Origin of the sequence: Magnetovibrio sp. PR-2 (assembly GCF_036689815.1) — a bacterium.
Lineage (GTDB): Bacteria > Pseudomonadota > Alphaproteobacteria > Rhodospirillales > Magnetovibrionaceae > Magnetovibrio.
In genome coordinates, this window is sequence record NZ_JBAHUR010000007.1 from 26001 (window position 1) to 44793 (window position 18793).

Genomic DNA, 18793 nt, shown 5'->3' on the forward strand with positions numbered 1-18793 from the left:
CGATATATAGGGCGCATGACTGATCACCGTTCCGAACTTCTCATGCCTGCGGGCTCGCTTTCCAAGCTCAAAACCGCCATTTTGTATGGCGCGGATGCTGTGTATGCGGGCACGCCGGATTTGTCTTTGCGCATCCAATCTGAGTTTTCTTTGGAAGACTTGATGGAAGGCGTGCGCTTTGTCCATGAACACGGCAAGCGCATTTATCTGACGCTGAATTTGTTCACCCACAACAAAGACATCGAAAAGCTGCCGGAATTTGTCAAAACCATCCGCCAAGTGAACCCCGACGGGTTGATTATCGCAGACCAGGGCGTGTTTCATTTCCTGCGCGAACATGCGCCGGAGCTGGATTTGCACGTGTCCACCCAAGCCAATGCGTGTTCGTGGCTGACGGTCAAAAGCTGGGAAGCCATGGGGGCGAAGCTGTGCGTGTTGGCGCGCGAAGTGAGTTTTGACGAGCTGGCCGAAATCCGCGAAAAGTGCCCCGACATCAAGCTGGAGGCGTTTGTGCACGGCGCCATGTGCATGACGTATTCGGGCCGTTGTTTGTTGTCGAACTATTTGGCGGAACGCGGTGCCAACCAAGGCAATTGCGCACAGAGCTGTCGCTGGAGCTACAAGGTCCACGCCCAAGCCAAAGACGGTACGACCTTTGAAATCACCCCGGACAACAAAGACCAGTTCGACTTCTACCTGGAAGAAGAGTTCCGCCCCGGCGAGTTTATGAAAATCGAAGAAGACGATCGCGGCTCTTACATTATGAACGCAAAAGACCTGTGCTTGATGCCGAAGTTGGATGAGTATCTCAAGCTCGGCGTTGACAGTCTCAAGGTCGAAGGGCGCAACAAAAGCGAATATTACGCCGCCATTACCGCGCGGGCGTATCGCTTGGCCATTGATGATTGGTATGCGGACCCTGAAAACTGGACACCCGATCCGTATCTCCGCGAAATCTATACCCTGCAAAACCGTGGGTATTCTTTGGGTTTTCATGAAGGCCGACTGACCAACATTGCCCACAATTACGACCGCACCGACACGGTGGGCGGTTGGCTCTATGCCGGTGTGGTGGAACGTTGGGAGGGGGACGACATCATCTTCAGTCTACGCAATGCCCTAAAAGCCGGAGCTGTGGTTGAATTCCTGTCCCCCAATGAAATTGAACCGATCCGCTTGAGGCTGTACGAATTCATTGACGCCAAAAAAGGTACGGTGACGGAAAAAGCGTCTCCCGGTCAAGACCGCGCCATCCGCATTCCAGGCGAGCTGTTCCACAACGAAGACTTGGACCGCTTAAAAACGCTATTGCCACCCCTGTCCATTGGCCGCACCGAAGCGGTGTTGAGCGAAGACCGACAAGCCCTGTTGCACGGCAACTTGATGAGCATGGACGTGGAACGCGGCCTGCGCGACGGGTCTGAAGAACGCCCAACGCTGAAAGGCCGCGCGCATACGGGCAAGACGCCTGCGCTGGGCTTAGAAGCGTGTTGCGGGTTGGGCTGCAACGGCTGTCATATGTTTTGGAACGACGACAAATACGCCAAAGCGCGCGAAGCGCTCAAAGCGAAAAAGATCGGTCAGATGCTGGGCAAAGACGAAGCTGAACAGTCCGTCGACACGGACGCCGCCGAATAATTACCAATCGGGTCGCGCGCGCGAAAACAGATACATCCAGCGCATGGGCACTTCATAGGGCATGGCGCGGCCAGACATCATGTCGTCCGCCATGTCTTTCCACATGCAACTTTGTTTGTAAGCCCATCCCATGGGATCGTCGCACGGCGTCATAGCGATAGCGTCATACATGGCGCGCGCGGCGACGTAGACCGTTTCGTTCGGATAAGACATCGCGCTGACTTCGTTCATGAAGGCAATATCGCAACCGCAGTCCCCACGGCCTTGCACGACATAACACATGTCATGGCGCATGCAGGCGTTGTCCAGCGGGTCAATGGGCGGAGCATTGCCGTTGGAATTGCCGGGGCCACACCAATTGCCCCACAGCAAAACACCGGGATCGGCCTTGGCCTCCGATACAAAGGCAAGGCTGGCGAGCAGAACCAATACGGGTAGACGTCTTTTCATAAGTAAATGCTAATGTGCTTGGCGCTTTATGCCAAGCCATATTTGCGCATGCGCCGCCACAATGTGGTGCGATCAATCCCCAAAGCTTTGGCCGCTTGGGTTTTGTTGCCCTCTGCAGATTGCAAAGCACGTTGGATTTCAACGGCTTCGGCGTTGGTGTTGTCCATCTGCACATCGTCGCGCCTGCGCCCATAAAGTGCGGGGACGTCAATGACAGTATTGGTATAGGGCGTCGCCACAGTGAAGTGGCGGATGTCTTGAGGCAGGCTTTCGGGCACAACGGCTTTGTCCACGGCACAAATGTAGGCGTGTTCCACCGCGTTGAGCATTTCGCGCACGTTGCCGGGCCAGTTGTAGTCCATCATCATGCGCATGGCTTCGGGTGTGCAGGCGACGTCGTCGGGATAGCCTTTGTCCGTGAGATCCGTGCAAAAGTGTTTCAACAACAAGGGGATATCGCCAACCCGGTCGCGCAGTGGCGGGATGTTGATGGGCACCACAGCCAAGCGATAGAACAAATCCGCACGGAAGTTGCCGTCGTTGACCATCATTTTCAGATCTTGGTTGGTGGCCGAGATCACACGCACATCGACTTCCACGGTTTCATCCGAGCCCACGGGCTCGAACTTTTGATCTTGAATGGCGCGCAACAGCTTGGCTTGCAGATGCAGCGGGATTTCCCCGACTTCATCCAACAGCAGTGTGCCGCCATGGGCGGCCTGAAAGCGGCCTTTGCGTTTTTGTGTGGCGCCTGTAAAGGCGCCTTTGACGTGGCCGAACAGCTCGGATTCCAGCAATTGTTCCGGGATAGCGGCGCAGTTGAGCTCGATCAGTGGTTTTTCAGCACGCGGGCTGCGCTCATGGATCATGCGCGCAATTTGGGTTTTTCCGGTCCCGCTTTCGCCCATCAAAAGGACGGGGGCAGGGGAGTCCGCAATCTGGTCCAAACGCGACAGGATCGACAGCATTTCGACGTCGTTGGTGATGAAGCCTCTGGCTTTGAGCTCGGCGGGCGTGTCGATGTTGCGCTCAGCCGTGCAGTCGCGGGCGATCACAACTTTCAAATCGCGCCCGTTTTCCGGCAAGTGAACGGTGCCCAACGACAATTCCAGCTCACGGGTGCCATCCGGGCAATGGATCTCTTCTTTGGCCACGACAAAGTTGTCTAATGGCGTGCCGGGTGTCGCGTAAGTCATTGCAGCACATGAAGACTTTTCTGAAAGAGCAAAAATTTCACCCAGTTTGCTTTGGCTGAGCGTTTGGTCGCAATCTTCACCAAACATTTCGCAAATCATATCGTTCTGACAGAGAACACGGTTGTTTTCATCCGCGATTAACACCCCGTCGGAAATGCAGGTGATCAGCGTTTCAAACAGGGGCCGGGCCCCGGTCAGGTCCAGTTTGTGGTCGATAATACCCATAGGTTTTGGTCAGCCTCCGCAGCTCACGCTTTTGTTATCAGTGTTACAGCTTTAAAGCTGTTGCATGAGTTGTTGCATCATCGTTGCATGTATTGCACCGTTGCGCAACAGTGTTGCAGGGTGTTGCGGTCCAATATCTTTAACATTATCAATGCTGTATATGAATATTATCTAATTTAGGTGTTGCAGGTGGGTGAAAAACTTATTTCCGGTACTTGCTAATAAAACGCAGAAAACAAGGGATTAGCCCCGATTCGCTGTTTTGGCATAGGGGTTGCTTAATAGGGTCTTAACGTTTTAAGCTACGGGGCCTGACAGGGCGGTGTTTTTGGGAAAAACAATCAAATAGCGCCTTAAGGGCCTGTTTTGGAAAGTTTATAGGGGGAGATAACGACCATGGCAGATTTATTTTCTGCAGACTGGATGGCTTCATTCCAAAATGTTTGGAATTCTGAAGCTGGACTTTCAGACGAACTCGAAAAGATCGGGTTCACTTCCACAATTGGATACGGTTTCACCGGGGACGACGCGCCCTTGGGTGTTTTGGTCGTGGAAAACGGCAAAGCCACCGCAGGCGAAGCCTATGATGGGCAAGAGCTCAACTGGGACTTGCGCGCTTCGCAAGATCACTGGGAAAAGTGGTTGAAAAAACCGCCCGGAATGATGGGGCTGGGTATGGCCTATACGTCCGGGAAACTGAAGTTCAACGTTGGTGACTACGGCGCAATGGTCAAAGACCCGCGCATGGCTGGTCCTTTCGTCAAAAGCTTTGCCGCAATGGGCAAAGCTTAAAAACTGTAACATATACAGCGCAAAATCCCGCCGCGTTCAGCGGCGGGAGCGCAGCTTAAAACGTTTATTCGGAGTTCGAGGAATGTCGGTTCACAAGTCACACAACAAAGGTTCAATGTTGCGGGGAGGGATTGTTGGCGCAATCGCCCTTGTGGCGTTCGGCTTGACGACGCCGGGGTATTCATCCGAATTCCAGACTGCGGTCGTCAGCGTCGAGCAAATCGGCGAAACGACCACGCTGGCTGGAACCGTGGTTCCGTACAAAGAAGTCAACTTAGCCGCACAAGCACCGGGTCGTGTGACCTTCATTTCCGGCGCGGAAGGCGACGACTTCTCCAAAGAAGAGCTCCTGGTCACCATTAATGACGACAGCATCCAGGCGCAACGCCGCGCGGCTTTGGCCGACATCGCCAGCGCGCAGGCCGGGATGCAAAACGCGCGGGTTCAGTATTCCCGCGAATTGATTTCGCCACGCACGAACTCGGTCACCGGCATGCCGGGCATGGGCATGCCGACCATGTTCGATCAGTTCTTCACCCGTGGGTTTTCCAACATGGTTGGCAATTCCAATACCGGGGTCGAACGTCAGGCCGATCTCTACAACAGCTATTCCGGCATGAACCAGGCCCAAAGCCAGTTAACCCAGGCTTATGCGCGCTTAGAAACGTTGGACACGCAATTGCGCGACACCCGCACGCTGGCCCCGTTTGACGGCGTGATCACCCAAAAACTGGTGGAAGAGGGCGACACCGTGCAACCCGGCACGCCCTTGCTGCGTTATGCGTTCACCAAGTTTTTGCGCCTTCAAGTCGAAGTTCCCGTGCGTCTGGTGTCTAGCCTGGAAAAAGGCATGATGTTGCCTGCACGCTTGGACGTGCGCGGTGCGGAAGTGCAAGCCCGCGTGGCGCAAATCTTTCCCATGGCGGACGCGTCCGGCCACACAGTGACGGTGAAGTTCGATTTGCCCGAAGGCACGCCCGGTGGCGCGGGCATGTACGCAGAAGTGCGTGTGCCCGACCTGTCCACCGCATACCGCAGTTCGCCTGTGGTGCCCAGCGAAGCGCTGGTTTGGCGTGGCAGCTTCCCGTCGGTCTTTGTTTTGAACGGCGAAAAAGTATCGCTGCGTTTGGTTCGTCTGGGTGTGAACCTAGAAGATGGTCGTATGACGGTTTTGTCGGGACTTAAGGGTGGCGAGCAAGTCATCCTCAATCCTCCGGCAGGCCTCTCATCGAGCTCGGCTAAGTAAGTAGGGCCGGGGGAGAGACATAAAGATATGACCGATCAAACCAACAACAATAACAATCACACAGAAGAGCAGACGCATCCGCTCGGCATTGCCGGTGGCATGGCGAAGGAGTTCATCCACTCGCCGCTGTCCATCTTGCTTTTGCTGGCCAGCCTCGCCATTGGCATCATGGGCCTGCTGTTCACACCGCGCCAAGAGGACCCGCAAATTTCGGTTCCCATGGTGGATGTGTTCTTCAGCTATCCCGGTGCGTCGGCCAAGCAGGTCTCGTCTTTGGCGATTGATCCGCTGGAACGTTTGATGAGTGAAATTCCCGGCGTCAAGCACGTCTATTCCGCAGCCCAACACGGCGGTGGTATGGTGACGGTGCAGTTCGTTGTGGGTGAAGAGCTCGAAAACTCTCTGGTGAAGCTGTACGACAAGCTCATGTCCAATATGGACAAGATCCCGCCGGGTGTTTCTCAGCCGATGGTTAAACCCAAAGGTGTTGACGATGTTCCGGTGGTGACGTTGACGCTGTGGTCCCATGATGTGGACGACGCCGCGTTGCGTTTGGTGGCGCTGGACGTGATGCAGCGCATGAAGGAGGTCCCCAATACCTCCCAAAGCTTCATCGTTGGCGGACGTGCCGAAGAGCTGCGGGTCGAAGTTTTCCCCGAACGTTTGGCCGGTTACGGCATTTCCGTCGGCCAGTTGGCGAAGACCATCACCAGTGCGAACTCAGAAACGGACGCGGGCCAGGTCGAAAGCTCTGGCAACAGCTTACAAGTCTACACAGGTTCGTTCCTGACCAAGCCCGAAGATGTTGAACGCTTGATCATCGGCGTGCACAACGGCTCGCCGGTTTATGTCCGCGATGTCGCGCGCGTCAGCCAATCCCCTCAAGTCGCCGAAAATTTGGTTCAATACTTCACAGGACCGTCTTATCAAGCCGGTGAAACGCTGGCTCCGGTCGGCGCGCCGGGTGTGACCATTTCCGTGGCGAAAAAGGTCGGCACCAACGGTGTGAGCGTCGCCGAAGACGTCCTCGCACAGGTGGAATATTTAAAAGGCCGCATCATCCCCGACAACGTCGAAGTGTCGGTGACGCGCAACTACGGCAAAACCGCCAACGACAAAGTGAATGAGCTGATCTTCAAGCTGTTCGTCGCCACGGGCGCGGTGACGGCCTTGATCTGGATTTTCTTAGGCTATCGTGCCGCCGTTGTGGTGTTGATCGTGATTCCGGTGGTGATTTTGGTCACCGTGTTCTCAGCCTGGATTTTGGGCTTCACCATTGACCGGGTGAGCTTGTTCGCCTTGATCTTCTCCATCGGTATTTTGGTCGATGACGCCATTGTTGTGATCGAAAATATTTATCGCAGATGGTTGATGAAGGGCGACGTGGACACACCGACGTCCGTTGATGCTGTGGCCGAGGTCGGTAACCCGACCATTTTGGCGACCTTCACCGTGATTGCAGCACTCATGCCCATGGGCTTCGTGTCCGGCATGATGGGGCCGTATATGGCACCTATTCCGGTTTTGGGCTCGGTGGCGATGATCTTCTCGTTGTTTGCTGCGTTTATCTTTACGCCGTGGCTGGCCATGCGCATCCGCCCGAGCTTGGACTCCCTGAAGAAATCGCACGAAAAAGAAGAAAAGCAACAACAGTGGTTGGACGGCTTTTTCCGCAAGACCCTCAATCCGCTGATCGACAGCAAGGTTAAGTATCGTATCTTCCGTTTGGGTATGCTGTTCATTCTCTTTGCGTGCTTCGCGCTGTTCTACACCACGTCTGTGACGGTGAAGATGTTGCCGCTGGACAACAAACCGGAATTTAACGTGGTCGTGAACATGCCCGAAGGTACGGCGCTGCCGGAAACCGCCAATGTTGTTCAGGCGATGACCGATCAGTTGCTCACCATTGATGAAGTGACGGCAATCCAAACGTATTCCGGTACGGCGTCCCCGTTCAACTTCAACGGCTTGGTGCGTCACTATTATCTGCGCGACAAAGCGTGGCAGGGCGACATTCAAATCCAGCTGTTGGACAAGACCGAACGCGAACGCACGTCTCACGAGTTGGCCGTCTTGGCGCGCGATATGCTGACGCCGATGGCCAAAGAACTGGGCGCGAAAATCCAAGTGGTTGAAATGCCGCCGGGACCGCCCGTTCTGCAAACCATGGTCGCTGAAGTTTACGGCCCCGACGCAGAAACGCGCCGCCAAGTGGCCCGTGATCTGACGGCTATTTTTGCCGAAGCGGACACCGTGGTGGACGAAGACAACCTGATGCAAGACGAGTTTCACGCTTGGCACTTCATCATCGATCGTGAAAAAGCCGTGCGCCGTGGGGTCTCTATTGAAGACATCAACAAGCAGCTCGAAATGGTCATGGGCAGCTTCAAGCTGGGCGACGTGAAAATTGGCAACATCTTGGAGCCGCGTTACATCGTCATGCAAATTCCGATTTCCCTGCGTGACCAATTCTCCCGCTTGGGCCAATTACCGATCCCGTCTGCGACGGGGGCGATGATCCCGCTGTCTGAGCTCGGCCGCTTTGAGAAGGTCTTGCAAGACCAGATGATCTTCCACAAAGACTTGCGCCCTGTTGAATTCGTCACGGGTGAGGTCGCGGGCCGTTTGGCAGCCCCCATTTACGGCATGTTCGAAGTCGAAGATTTGCTGGCTGAAAAGAACTACGTCACGCCGGACGGGGTTCAACTGTCTTCCCATTACATCGGCCCTCCGGGCAACAACTTTGAAAGTGCGTTTGAATGGACCGGTGAGTGGACGGTGACGTACGAAACCTTCCGCGACATGGGACTCGCTTTCGGTGTGGCCTTGGTGCTGATCTACATGCTGGTGATGTGGGAGTTTGGCAACTTCAAACTGCCGGGCATTATCATGGCCCCAATTCCATTGACCTTGATCGGGATTATCCCGGGGCACTGGATCTTTGGTGCCGAGTTTACGGCGACCTCCATGATCGGCTTTATCGCGCTGGCGGGCATTATTGTGCGCAACTCAATTTTGCTGGCAGACTTTTCCAAGCGCGCCGTCGAACAGGGCACGCCGGTGCGCGAAGCCGTGATCGAAGCGTGCCGTGCGCGGACCCGTCCGATCATGATCACCGCCTTGGCGCTGGTGGCAGGTTCCAGTGTGATCCTGTCCGATCCGATTTTCCAAGGCATGGCGATTTCGCTGATGTTCGGTGTGATGGTCTCGACACTTTTGACGTTGGTGGTTATTCCACTGAAATGCGCAACCGCGGATCCGAAAAAGGTCTATGGCTGCACAGGTTCACCAGAAGCAATGGGTGAGATGATGGATCAAGAAATCCATCAGATCGAAGGGGCCGTCGCCGTCTCTGCAACAGCCACGGCGGACACGCAATCAAGCAACAAATGGCGTTTGATTTGGGTGATCCCCGCGATGATCGTCATCTTCGCTTGGACCGCGCTTGTCACTTTCGTTCAGTGGGTCGCGCGTTGGCCGCTGGTCAAAAAGATCGTGCCGATGCTGTCCATGGTGTTTTACGCACTTCGCGCGCTACCGTATTTCATCTGGTTGTTCTTAAAAGAAACCATCGGTGGATTGTTTAAGCGCAAAGCCAAAGAACCTGAAGCTGCTACTCCGGCACCAGCTCCTGTTCCAGCTCCGGCGCCCAAGCCCGCACCGAAGGCGGAAGACGTAAAACCGGAACCCAAGCCTGAGCCGAAACCGGAACCCAAGCCTGAGCCAAAACCGGAACCGAAGCCTGAGCCAAAACCGGAACCGAAGCCTGAAGCCTCCAAACCGGAGCCGAAGGTTGACGTGAAAGTTGAAGAGCCCAAGCCTGAGCCGAAACCTGAGCCCAAGCCTGAGCCGAAAAAGGCAGAGGTGAAACCAGCCGCGCCGAAGAAAGCAGCTGTTAAAAAAGCTCCGGCTAAGAAGGCCGCTGTGAAAAAAGCCCTGGCTAAGAAGGCCCCCGCTAAGAAAGCCCCAGCGAAGAAAGTGGTGGCGAAAAAAGCGGCACCGACAAAAGCAGCGGCGCCGAAGGCCGCTGAACCCAAGCCAGCAGCACCGAAAGCTGCGGCTGCGAAACCGAAAGCCAAGCGTCCCAAACGTCGTGGCATTCGCTTGAAGAATATGCCCGACACCAATGGCTCTGGTTCAGAGTAAGGGGTGAGGGATGAGTGAAAGGAACAGAACCATGCGCAACACTTTGATGAAGGGGATCGCCTTTGTGGCTGTGTCAGCCACGTTCGTCTCTGCGCAAAGCTTTGCTGCGGATGAAGCTCCGGCGGCACCTGCTGTTCAAGCCCCTGAGCAAGGCGAGGGCGCTGTGCCGCCTGCACCGCAAGGTCCGTTTTTCTCTCGCGGGATGGCTGACAATATGGGCTTCCCGCCGATGGGCTTCGATCCGATGAACCCCACGGGTGCAGGCCAAACGATGAACAACAACGCCGGCGCTGGTTTAGGCGGTGGCAGCGATGTTGATATTCAAATTCGCGGCCGCATCAAACTCGGTGGCCAAGGATCTGGCAGCCAAGGCGCTGGTGGCAACAATGTCTGGCAGTCCACGCCATATGGCATGCCCTACAACCACGGTTACGGCGCACCCTATGGTACGCCCTTTAACCAAGGTTTTGGGATGCCGCAAATGATGCCGCAAGCCCCGGCTGCAGCACCCCAGACGGTGGCTCCGGCTGCACCAAAACCTGCGGCTCCTGCTCCGGCGGCTCCCGCAGCGCCTCAAGCGCCGAGCGCCCAAGCGGCCCCTGCAGAACAGGTGCCCGCACAGCCGTTCACTTGGGCCCCAAAAGAAGGCATGAGCGGGCCGAGCGGTTTCTACGCCCAGCCGCAAATGCCTGCAGCACCGCAAGGCCAACCCCAGGTCCAGCCCCAAGTCCAGCCGCAAACGCAGGCCGCCCCGGTTCAGCCGCAGCGCCCGGCGGAGCCGGCGTGGGTGAAACAGCAACGTGCCCAAGCTGAAAAACGTCAAAAAGAAGCACAAGAACGCTTCAAAGACATGCAAAAGAATAACCCGAACGCTCGACAGCCCGGCCAGTCGGTCTGGGGTGGACCTCACAATATGAACCGCGCTTACGGCATGCCGTTCCAGCACGGTTATGGCGCACCTTATGGTGCTCCGTTTGCAGGGCAGCCCTATGGCTACGCCCAACAGCAAGCGCCCCAACAGCAAGCACCCCAACCGCAAGCTCCGGCCGAAACCGGCGGGGATGCGAAATAGACCAGACAGAATGTGATCAATGGAGCACAAGACGATGACGAACCGTATGACACTGGTGGGAGTTTTAGCCGCGATGACCGTCGCGCTGCCCACCGTGGCTGCGGCTGACAACCCTTGGCGTGCAGATCCGCAAGCCCGAGGGGACTACGCCCCTTCGACGTTGCAGCAATCGTTGCAGTCGAAACGACCGCCGGAGCTGCCCAAGTACGCGCCGCTCGACGGTAGGGTGGATGATGGCGAAAGCAAAACGCCATATGGATTTCAGCCCTTTTCCCACACCGGGTACCCGAACACCTATGGGTATGGTCCGGGAAGGGGTGTTGGCCCTTACGGGGGCGGATTTGGACATCCCGGTATTGGGTACCCGGGCGCCGGATACCCGAATTTAGGCGCACCTTATGGCGGCGGGCTATGGCCCGGCGTTGGTGGCCTAAATGGACTAGGAGGACCGTTATCCTGGATGCCGTGGTGGTAATCCCAAGCGGTCAATGAGCTAACAGGTCTGAGGCCTGATGCGGGTTTGGAGTTTCCCCTCTCCAGCATCCGTTACGAACAGAGGGGAGCTAATGAAGTACAAAGGAGTACTGAATATGAACGCGACCAAAATGATGAAAGTGTTGGCTGTTGCTGGCATCGCTGCTGCTGGTTCCATGGCTGCAACCGAAGCTTCTGCTTGGGGTTGGGGCCCGTGGGGCGGTGGCCCGTGGAACAACGGTTGGGGTAACAACGGTTGGAACAACAACAACAACGGTTGGGGCAACGGCTGGGGCGATGGCTCCGGTGCAGGCGATTTTTCCATGAGCTTCAGCGGCCGTGGTAATGGCAACGCTTACAACAACTACAACGGCTACAACGGCTGGAATGGTAACAACGGTTGGGGCGGCTACGGCGCACCTTATGGCTATGGCGCACCGTATGGCGCACCTTACGGCTATGCTCCGTATGGCGCTCCGGTTGCTCCGGCTCCGGCTCCGGCAGCTCCGGCTGCTCCGGCTCAATAAGCCGAACGGATGGATGGGAAGCCCCGCTTTTGTGGGGCTTCCCGACCGTCTTTTCAGTTTTGTATTTATATATTTCTCGATACTGAGGAACGCTAAGGCATGCGCATTCTTACGATCATCACGACGGTGCTGTTCAGTGCCGTCTTATGGACAGCTCAAGCCCATGCAGACGGTCAAAAACCGTTCAGTGCCTGGGCTATGCAGATCGTGAACGGTCAAGAGGTGCACAAGGAACGCATTTTCGTTTCTGCAAACGGCATCCGCTCAGAATTTCAAGACCGCGGTCGTGAAATGGTGCGGATTGTTCTGCCCAAACTCAAGCTGATGCGCATTCTGTTCCCGCAAGAAAAAGTCTATTTCGAACTGCAAGCCCCGGCGGACACGCCGGCGTCCATGTCCAATGAGCGCAAACCATGCCCAGACGTCGAAGGCTTGGTCTGCGAGAAAGTGGGCAAAGCCGTTTTTGGCAATATTCCGGTTGAGCAGTGGAAACAAACCCACACGCCGACCAAGACGTCGTCGAATATGTGGTGGGAGCCGGTGCGCAAGATCGCCGTGCGCCAAGAATTTCCAGACGGACGCATTATGCAGCTGACATTGGAAGGCAATGTGGATTTCGACGGCCGTTCGGTTGAAAACTGGAAAGTGACCATGGCCGACAAAGACGGCAAAACGGCAGAGGCACAACGTTATATCGATATGGGGCTGGGCATTATCGTGAAAGAACACGACGCATCCAGCGGCATATCGCGCGAGCTGCGCAAATTGAAAGTGATGGCTTCGGATCAGGGCTGGTTCGATGTGCCTGCGGGCTATCAGCGCAGTGAAGCACCGCAAAAGCCTATGGGGCAAGGCCGCTAAGACGCGGCTGGAATTTTGAGACCAAAGGAACCAAGACGATGATTACAGTGGTGGGCAATCTGAAAGGCGGAACGGGCAAAAGCACCGTTGTGTTTAACTTGGCCCTGTGGCTGGCGAACAATGAACGCCCGGTCGTGCTGTGTGACTTGGATCCGCAAAACACCTTGCGCGATGCCGTCGATGTTCGCGTTGAAGAAGGTTACGACCCCACCGTTTCGGTGTTCGGCACCATCCCGAAAAAAGCCAACGGCAACGTGATTATCGATATCGGCCTGTCCGACATGGACGCAGCACGTACCGCGTTGGGCCGGGCCGATCGCGTCATCATTCCCGTCACCCCATCCCAGGCCGACGTTTGGGCGACGCAGCAGTTTTTGGGGATTATCGAAGAAAGCACGCGCGAAACCGGAACCAACCCGGACGTGATCTCGTTTATCAACCGTGCAGACACGCACCCCGCAGCAACCGAAAATGCGGAAACGCATGAGGTCTTGCAGCAAATTCCGGGTATGGACGTGCTGGACGTCGTTTTATCGCAACGCATGGCCTTCCGTCGCTCGTTCTCGGAAGGTCTTGGCGTTTTTGAATTGGAGCCGCGCGGAAAAGCGGCCGCAGAACTCAACACATTAGCCGAACGGCTTTATGACTGATTAGGGCGCGAAAGCCCCACTATTGGAGAGAAAGAATGCCTGTCATTCGTTGGATTATGAACCACCTCGTTATCGTGTTCGTCACTGCACTTGTGGTGGTGGGCTTGGTGTACCAAGACGAAATCGAATCTGAACTGGTTGAGCTCGGCGTGATGCAGCCGCAGGCTGAAGCCGTCGCAGACGCCGAAGGCGATGACGACGACGCTGCGCCGAAACAGATGCCGACGGATTTGGGCAAAGCTGAAATGCCGGCTGCTCCGGCTGAGGAAAAAGCTGAGGCTGCTCCGGCACCGGCTGCGGTTACAGCTGCAACGGCTCCCGCTCCGGTGACGCCTGCTGAACAAGCGGCGAAAAACCAAGCGGCCTTTGAAGAAGCCAAAGCCAAGGCTGAAAAAGCTCAAGCCGAGGCGGAAGCCCAACGCAAAGCGGCTTACGAAAAAGCGCAAGCCCAAATGAAAAAGGCCCAAGAAGAGCAAAAAGCCCGCGAAGCTGAAGCTGCTGCCAAAGCCGAAGCCCAACGCCAAGAGGCTGAAGCGAAAGCCGCAGCTGCGAAAGCCGAAGCTGAAGCCAAGGCTGCCCAAATGAAAGCCGAAGCCGACGAAGCCCGCGCTGAAGCTGAAGCCAAAGCCGCAGAGATGAGAGCTGAAGCACAAAAAGCTCAAGCCGAAGCTCAGGCCAAAGCTGCTGAAATGCAAGCCCAAGCCCAGGCCCAAGCGCAAGAACAAGCCGCAAAAGCGGCTCAGCAAATGGCCCAAGCACCGGGGCAGATGCCCACGCACTTAACGCCGCCGACGCCTCCGGCTGAAGTTGTTGAAGCGCAAGCCCAAGCCCAAGAACAACAGGCTCAAGCTCAAGCCAAAGCGCAAACCCAACAACAAGACGCCCAAGCTGCGCAAGCCAAAGCCATTGCGGACTACCAAGCGCAGATGCAAGCCCAACGCGCACAAATGATGGAACGCCAAAAGCAAGCCCAAGCCCAAGCCAAAGCGGCTTATGAAGCTGCGATGAAGCGTCGCCAAGAGATGATGGCGCAACGCCAACAAGCTCCGCAACGCCCGGCTATGGCTCCGCGTACCCAAGCGGCACCTGCTGTGCCGGAACCCGCACTGGACCCGGCGCTGAAAGAAAAATGGACGGCTGCTCGCACGGCATTTTGGAAACGCGACATGGCCAAGGCCGAAGAGCTATACAAAGCCTTGTTGAGCGAAACGGATGCCGCCGATGTGGCTGGTGAGTTGGGTAACGTTTACTTCACCCAGCGCCGCATGGACGAAGCAGCCGACATGTTCTTGGAAGCCGGTGTGCGTATGCTGAAGTCCGACACGCCGCAACAATCCATGACGGTGATGCGCACATTGGTGCGTTTGGACAAAGCCAAAGCGCAAGAACTGCGCACGATGATGCAGGCGAAAATGGAAGCCATGCGCGAAGAGGCCGCAGAACCCGCAGCCCCCACCCAGCCGAGCGCGGCTGAATAATTTGATTTGAGGACCTGACTTATGGATTTCATTCGCAATATTTTCGCCATTATCGGGGTGTTGGCCTGTGTTGCCGGCATCACGGCGGCCCCGCACGCCATGAAAATCAAAGGTGCCTTTGACACGTTTGATGAAAAGGCGATGGACACCTACTTGGAAATGTTTACCTCGATTTTGGAAACGGGCAATGCGGCTGAAGCGACAGTGTGGAAAGCACAGGTCAGCGAAGACCTGACCGCTGAAGACGTGGAAGAAACCATCAAGTTCGTCGCCAACGAACACAACATTCAAAACGTTGGTGAATTGCCCCTATATCGTCAAGTTCAAGCGATGAGTGGCAAGGAATACCGCTACGTCAAAATCTACATGTTCTGCAACGCCATGACGGCGGCGATGATGTTGGATTACTCGGACGCGTATTCGGCCTACCTGCCGTGCCGCTTGTCGGTTGTCGAAGACAAAGAAGGCCGTCTTTGGATCTACACTTTGAATATGGACCCGATGATCCATGGCGGTAAACCGTTGCCGGCGGAACTCAAAGCAGAGGCCGAGAAGGTCAAAATGATCATGCAAGACGTTCTTAAGCGTGGTTCTGAAGGCGACTTCTAAGTCGTCTCAAGGAGAGAGTTATGTTTTTCAATCGCCCCAGTACGACTTTGACGGAACGTTTAAACAATCTGGAGAAGCATCTTGCAGAAGAGCATCCGGATCTGTTGAGTGTTTTGCCGACGTACATGAAGTTGGACAAAGTGCTCTACCGTTTAGGGTTGCTGACGGCGGATGAAAGCTTGGCCACGCGCATCACCTGGTGGCCGCTGATCAGCGTGTTGGGCACGTTCTCCTCTGGTAAATCGACTTTCATCAATCACACGCTGGGCAAAGTCCTGCAGCGCACCGGCAACCAAGCGGTGGACGATAAGTTCACAGTGATGTGTTACGCGGCGCATGAAAATTCGCGCACGCTGCCGGGCTCGGCACTGAACCACGATCCGCGTTTTCCGTTCTTCGGCATTGGCGAAGAAATTGAAAAAGTGGCCGAGGGCGAAGGGCGGCGGATCGACACGTATCTGCAGCTTAAAACCGCTGACACCGATGTTTTGAAAGGCCGCACGCTGATCGATTCCCCCGGTTTCGATGCGGATGACCAGCGGCGCTCGACCCTGCGGTTGACAGATCACATCATCGATATTTCGGACTTGGTTTTGATCTTCTTCGATGCCCGCCATCCCGAACCGGGCGCGATGCAAGATACATTGACGCACTTGGTGTCCAAAGCTACGGGACGAGCAGATTCAACCAAATTCATGTACGTGTTGAACCAAATCGACACCACCGCCCGCGAAGACAATCCCGAAGAAGTCGTCTCCGCATGGCAGCGTGCCTTGGCTCAGGCGGGGGTGGCGAGCGGTCGGTTCTTGTGCATCTACAACGAAGACGCTGCGGTTCACATCGAAGACACAGCGTTGCGTGAACGTTATCAGCGCAAACGCAATGAAGATATGGCTGAAATTTCGCGCCGTATGAACGAGGTTGAAGTGGAACGCGGCTATCGCGTCGTTAGCGCCTTGGAAGACGTCTCGCGCCAAGTCGAAACCGAAGCTGTGCCCATGATCGAAGAGGCCGTGGCCAAGTGGCGTAAGTTCGTTATGGTCGGCGATGTTCTCGGTATTGTCGTTGCCGCTGGCTTGGTTTGGGCGGCCTTGCATTTCTTAGGTATGGAAACCCTTCAAGGCGCGTTCGATGCCGTTAACGGCTACATCGTGTCGATGATTGCGGTGGCTGCTGCCATCGGCGTTCTCGGGTGGTCGTGGCATTTCACCATGCGCAAGTTAATGACCAAATGGATTGCGCCTGCGTTGCCCGATCGCTATGGCGAACATGAGCTCAATATCCAAAATGGCTTTCGCAAAAGCACGCGCGTGTGGCGCAGCGCCTTTACGAAGGGTGTATCCGGTTGGGGCAAAGGCACGAAACGGATGCTGTCGGAAATCATCGGTGCTATTGAGGGCCACATTCAACGCCTAAACGATGAGCACACCGACCCGTCTGGTCGCAAAGCCATGCGTGTTGAATTGGAATCACAAATTCGGGAAACGGAAGACAAAGCTGAGGAAGAACCCGTAGCAGAAACACTCGTCGCAACCTCTACCGAGCAAGTACTGGCTCCGTCGGCAGATCAAAAAGTTGCGTCAAATTAACGGGAAATTTGGAAGTATATGGTTGGGTGGCTTAGAGGATGAACCTTTCAAGTGAACGTCAACCTAATGAATAAAAAAAGAAACGGGGTAGGCCGTGTATAGAAGAGTAAACAACAGCCGGTATATGGTCGCGGGCATCAGCGGTATCGTGGTTGTGATGAGCGTATTCACCTACTTGATGTGGGGGATTGCGAACCGGATCGACCAGATGACGGAAACCATCATCGGTATGGGGGACGATATCCACATTATGTCCGAAGCGCAAAAAGTGATGGTTCGTGACATTGGACAAATGTCTAAGGATATGAATTCCATGCAAGCTGCTGTCCAGGGTATGGATCAGCAGATGTATGTGGTGTCCCGCAATTTGGCCGTGATGACCGGATCGACCACGCACATGAATGCGAACATGGCACGTATGAGTCAAGACGTTGGACGTTCGTCCAACATGTTCTCATCGCCGATGGCGTATTTTTGGAACATGGGGCGCTAAGTTAAAGCACCACCCCAACGCATAAAAAGGCGGTCCTTAAGCAAGTTTCAGAAGCTTAAGGAAACCGCCTTTTTCTTTGGGCGGGCGCGGGATGTAGCGCTCAATGATTTTTGTGATTTCTTTGCCGTCCACTTCCATGTGGCCCAACTGGTCTTGTTCGTACAGATACTCAGCCACGGGTAAAATCGCGTCGCGCACATGGTCGGGCGCAAACATTTCGATGGCACGGTCTTCCAGTTCGAACAAAACGTCTTCGCTGTCGATTTCATCTTGGGGGGAAAGGCCCGCCAAAATGCGTGACAGTTCATCAATGCGTGAAATATCGCCGGAGCAACAGGCCGACATATCGCACACGGCTTCTTCGGCAATGTGTCCGCCGAACAGTTCCAGCGCGCGGTGCTCCAGAATATCCATGAAGGAATCCCAGCTGTTGGACATAAATCTTTTTTCGGAAATGGTCATCGGCGGGCGCGGCAACATGCGCACGGACACGATGTGTTGATTTAACAAATAGGCGGTAATGGTGTGCCCTGCTTCGTATACGCAGAGGCGAAAAAGATCATCCAAACATTTATCGTTGGGTGTTTTTGAAGTCATCCTGCCCTCGAATTTATGGTTCTTTATTCTTGGGCCGAATTATACATGATAGTTTGGTGTTAAGATATTTGAATTTTTCAAATGTGCAGTGCACAAAAGTGTGGTGCACGTTACGAACGTGCCGTTTCCCACCAACTTTGAAGGGCTTGTAAGTCGCACGTTAATTGTACATCCATGCCGCCCGTAAAGGCATTCCAGGATTTAAGCTCGTTCTTAGGCACGGAGACCACAGTGGGAATCGGCTCGGCGATGACGGCCATTAAGTCGTCGGAAATGCCGCCGCCGTCCTTTTCATGCTTGCCGAATTTTTCCACCACGACGATGTCTGCACCTTCGGCTATGGCGCGGCGCAAAATTTGCGCAGCCTCAGCCAAACGCGACAAGTCCAGGCTGCAGATTTTGTTGTCCAGTTCGTATTGGGTTGGGCGGACCAGTTCGACTTTGTCGCGTGTGTTGATGTCAATCGCGTCCACCCCACAACTTTCCGCCGGCACATCAATGTCGCCGGGTTGCTCTTGCAAGATACCGTGTACGTTCAGGCCTTGGGCTTGCAGGCTGTCGACGAAGCCCTTCATGACGTCCCGAATGGGCTCGCCGCGTTCGTACACGACACCGACGACAACTGGCTCTGACTGTTCAACACTGCTCATAGGCTCAATCTCGGCTGGGGAGTTTGATGCAGTATAAACATCCGCTTTAAATCCCGATAGGGCGATTTGTGAGCGCCGCGGTTTTCTTGACGTTTCAACG

The 18793-nt window shown here is 55.3% G+C and carries 17 protein-coding genes; 13 read left to right on the forward strand and 4 right to left on the reverse strand.

The genetic code is table 11. The features are described from left to right. Nucleotides 1-15: 15 nt before the first annotated feature. Nucleotides 16-1638 (forward strand): U32 family peptidase, encoded by a 1623-nt coding sequence (locus V5T82_RS09985; protein ID WP_332895489.1) that lies wholly within the window; start codon nucleotides 16-18, stop codon nucleotides 1636-1638. Here the strand turns inward: V5T82_RS09985 and V5T82_RS09990 are convergent, their stop codons facing one another. Both V5T82_RS09990 and V5T82_RS09995 read right to left on the reverse strand, forming a co-directional pair. After that, nucleotides 1639-2088: a phospholipase A2 family protein gene (locus V5T82_RS09990; RefSeq protein WP_332895490.1), complete on the reverse strand. Its 450-nt coding sequence runs from the start codon at nucleotides 2086-2088 to the stop codon at nucleotides 1639-1641. A 26-nt stretch (nucleotides 2089-2114) separates the two neighbouring features. Next, the gene (locus tag V5T82_RS09995; RefSeq protein WP_332895491.1) at nucleotides 2115-3509 is read right to left on the reverse strand and encodes a sigma-54 interaction domain-containing protein; all 1395 of its coding nucleotides are present in this window, start codon (nucleotides 3507-3509) and stop codon (nucleotides 2115-2117) included. A 396-nt stretch (nucleotides 3510-3905) separates the two neighbouring features. Between V5T82_RS09995 and V5T82_RS10000 the strand changes: the two genes are divergently transcribed. The 12 genes from V5T82_RS10000 (at nucleotide 3906) to V5T82_RS10055 (ending at nucleotide 17446) form a co-directional block, all read left to right on the forward strand. Beyond that, nucleotides 3906-4301, forward strand: coding sequence for a hypothetical protein (locus V5T82_RS10000; protein WP_332895492.1), 396 nt, complete (start codon nucleotides 3906-3908; stop codon nucleotides 4299-4301). Nucleotides 4302-4383: 82 nt separating this feature from the next. Next, nucleotides 4384-5547 carry an efflux RND transporter periplasmic adaptor subunit gene (locus V5T82_RS10005; protein WP_332895493.1) on the forward strand — a complete coding sequence of 388 codons (1164 nt, stop codon included), beginning with the start codon at nucleotides 4384-4386 and terminating at the stop codon, nucleotides 5545-5547. Nucleotides 5548-5574: 27 nt separating this feature from the next. Then, nucleotides 5575-9693: an efflux RND transporter permease subunit gene (locus tag V5T82_RS10010; RefSeq protein WP_332895494.1), complete on the forward strand. Its 4119-nt coding sequence runs from the start codon at nucleotides 5575-5577 to the stop codon at nucleotides 9691-9693. A gap of 31 nt (nucleotides 9694-9724) precedes the next feature. Next, the gene (locus V5T82_RS10015) at nucleotides 9725-10765 is read left to right on the forward strand and encodes a hypothetical protein (RefSeq protein WP_332895495.1); all 1041 of its coding nucleotides are present in this window, start codon (nucleotides 9725-9727) and stop codon (nucleotides 10763-10765) included. 34 nt (nucleotides 10766-10799) lie between these two features. Beyond that, the gene (locus V5T82_RS10020) at nucleotides 10800-11240 is read left to right on the forward strand and encodes a hypothetical protein (RefSeq protein WP_332895496.1); all 441 of its coding nucleotides are present in this window, start codon (nucleotides 10800-10802) and stop codon (nucleotides 11238-11240) included. 115 nt (nucleotides 11241-11355) lie between these two features. Next, nucleotides 11356-11766 carry a sulfur globule family protein gene (locus tag V5T82_RS10025; protein WP_332895497.1) on the forward strand — a complete coding sequence of 137 codons (411 nt, stop codon included), beginning with the start codon at nucleotides 11356-11358 and terminating at the stop codon, nucleotides 11764-11766. Between the two features lie 99 nt (nucleotides 11767-11865). Continuing rightward, entirely contained in the window at nucleotides 11866-12627 is a 762-nt protein-coding gene (locus V5T82_RS10030) for a hypothetical protein (protein WP_332895498.1), read from the forward strand. Nucleotides 12628-12665: 38 nt separating this feature from the next. Further along, complete coding sequence (locus V5T82_RS10035; protein ID WP_332895499.1) at nucleotides 12666-13277, forward strand: AAA family ATPase; 612 nt, start codon at nucleotides 12666-12668, stop codon at nucleotides 13275-13277. A gap of 35 nt (nucleotides 13278-13312) precedes the next feature. Continuing rightward, a complete protein-coding gene (locus tag V5T82_RS10040; protein WP_332895500.1) occupies nucleotides 13313-14755 on the forward strand; it encodes a hypothetical protein in 1443 nt (480 codons plus the stop codon). Nucleotides 14756-14776: 21 nt separating this feature from the next. Next, nucleotides 14777-15364, forward strand: coding sequence for a DUF302 domain-containing protein (locus V5T82_RS10045; protein ID WP_332895501.1), 588 nt, complete (start codon nucleotides 14777-14779; stop codon nucleotides 15362-15364). A gap of 20 nt (nucleotides 15365-15384) precedes the next feature. Further along, a complete protein-coding gene (locus V5T82_RS10050; RefSeq protein ID WP_332895502.1) occupies nucleotides 15385-16953 on the forward strand; it encodes a dynamin family protein in 1569 nt (522 codons plus the stop codon). Between the two features lie 94 nt (nucleotides 16954-17047). Next, nucleotides 17048-17446, forward strand: a complete 399-nt coding sequence (locus V5T82_RS10055; RefSeq protein WP_332895503.1) for a hypothetical protein — start codon at nucleotides 17048-17050, stop codon at nucleotides 17444-17446. 36 nt (nucleotides 17447-17482) lie between these two features. Here V5T82_RS10055 and V5T82_RS10060 read toward each other — a convergent pair whose 3' ends face one another. Beyond that, nucleotides 17483-18043 carry a hypothetical protein gene (locus tag V5T82_RS10060; RefSeq protein WP_332895504.1) on the reverse strand — a complete coding sequence of 187 codons (561 nt, stop codon included), beginning with the start codon at nucleotides 18041-18043 and terminating at the stop codon, nucleotides 17483-17485. 110 nt (nucleotides 18044-18153) lie between these two features. Further along, nucleotides 18154-18693, reverse strand: coding sequence for a DUF2478 domain-containing protein (locus tag V5T82_RS10065; protein ID WP_332895505.1), 540 nt, complete (start codon nucleotides 18691-18693; stop codon nucleotides 18154-18156). Nucleotides 18694-18793: the final 100 nt, after the last annotated feature.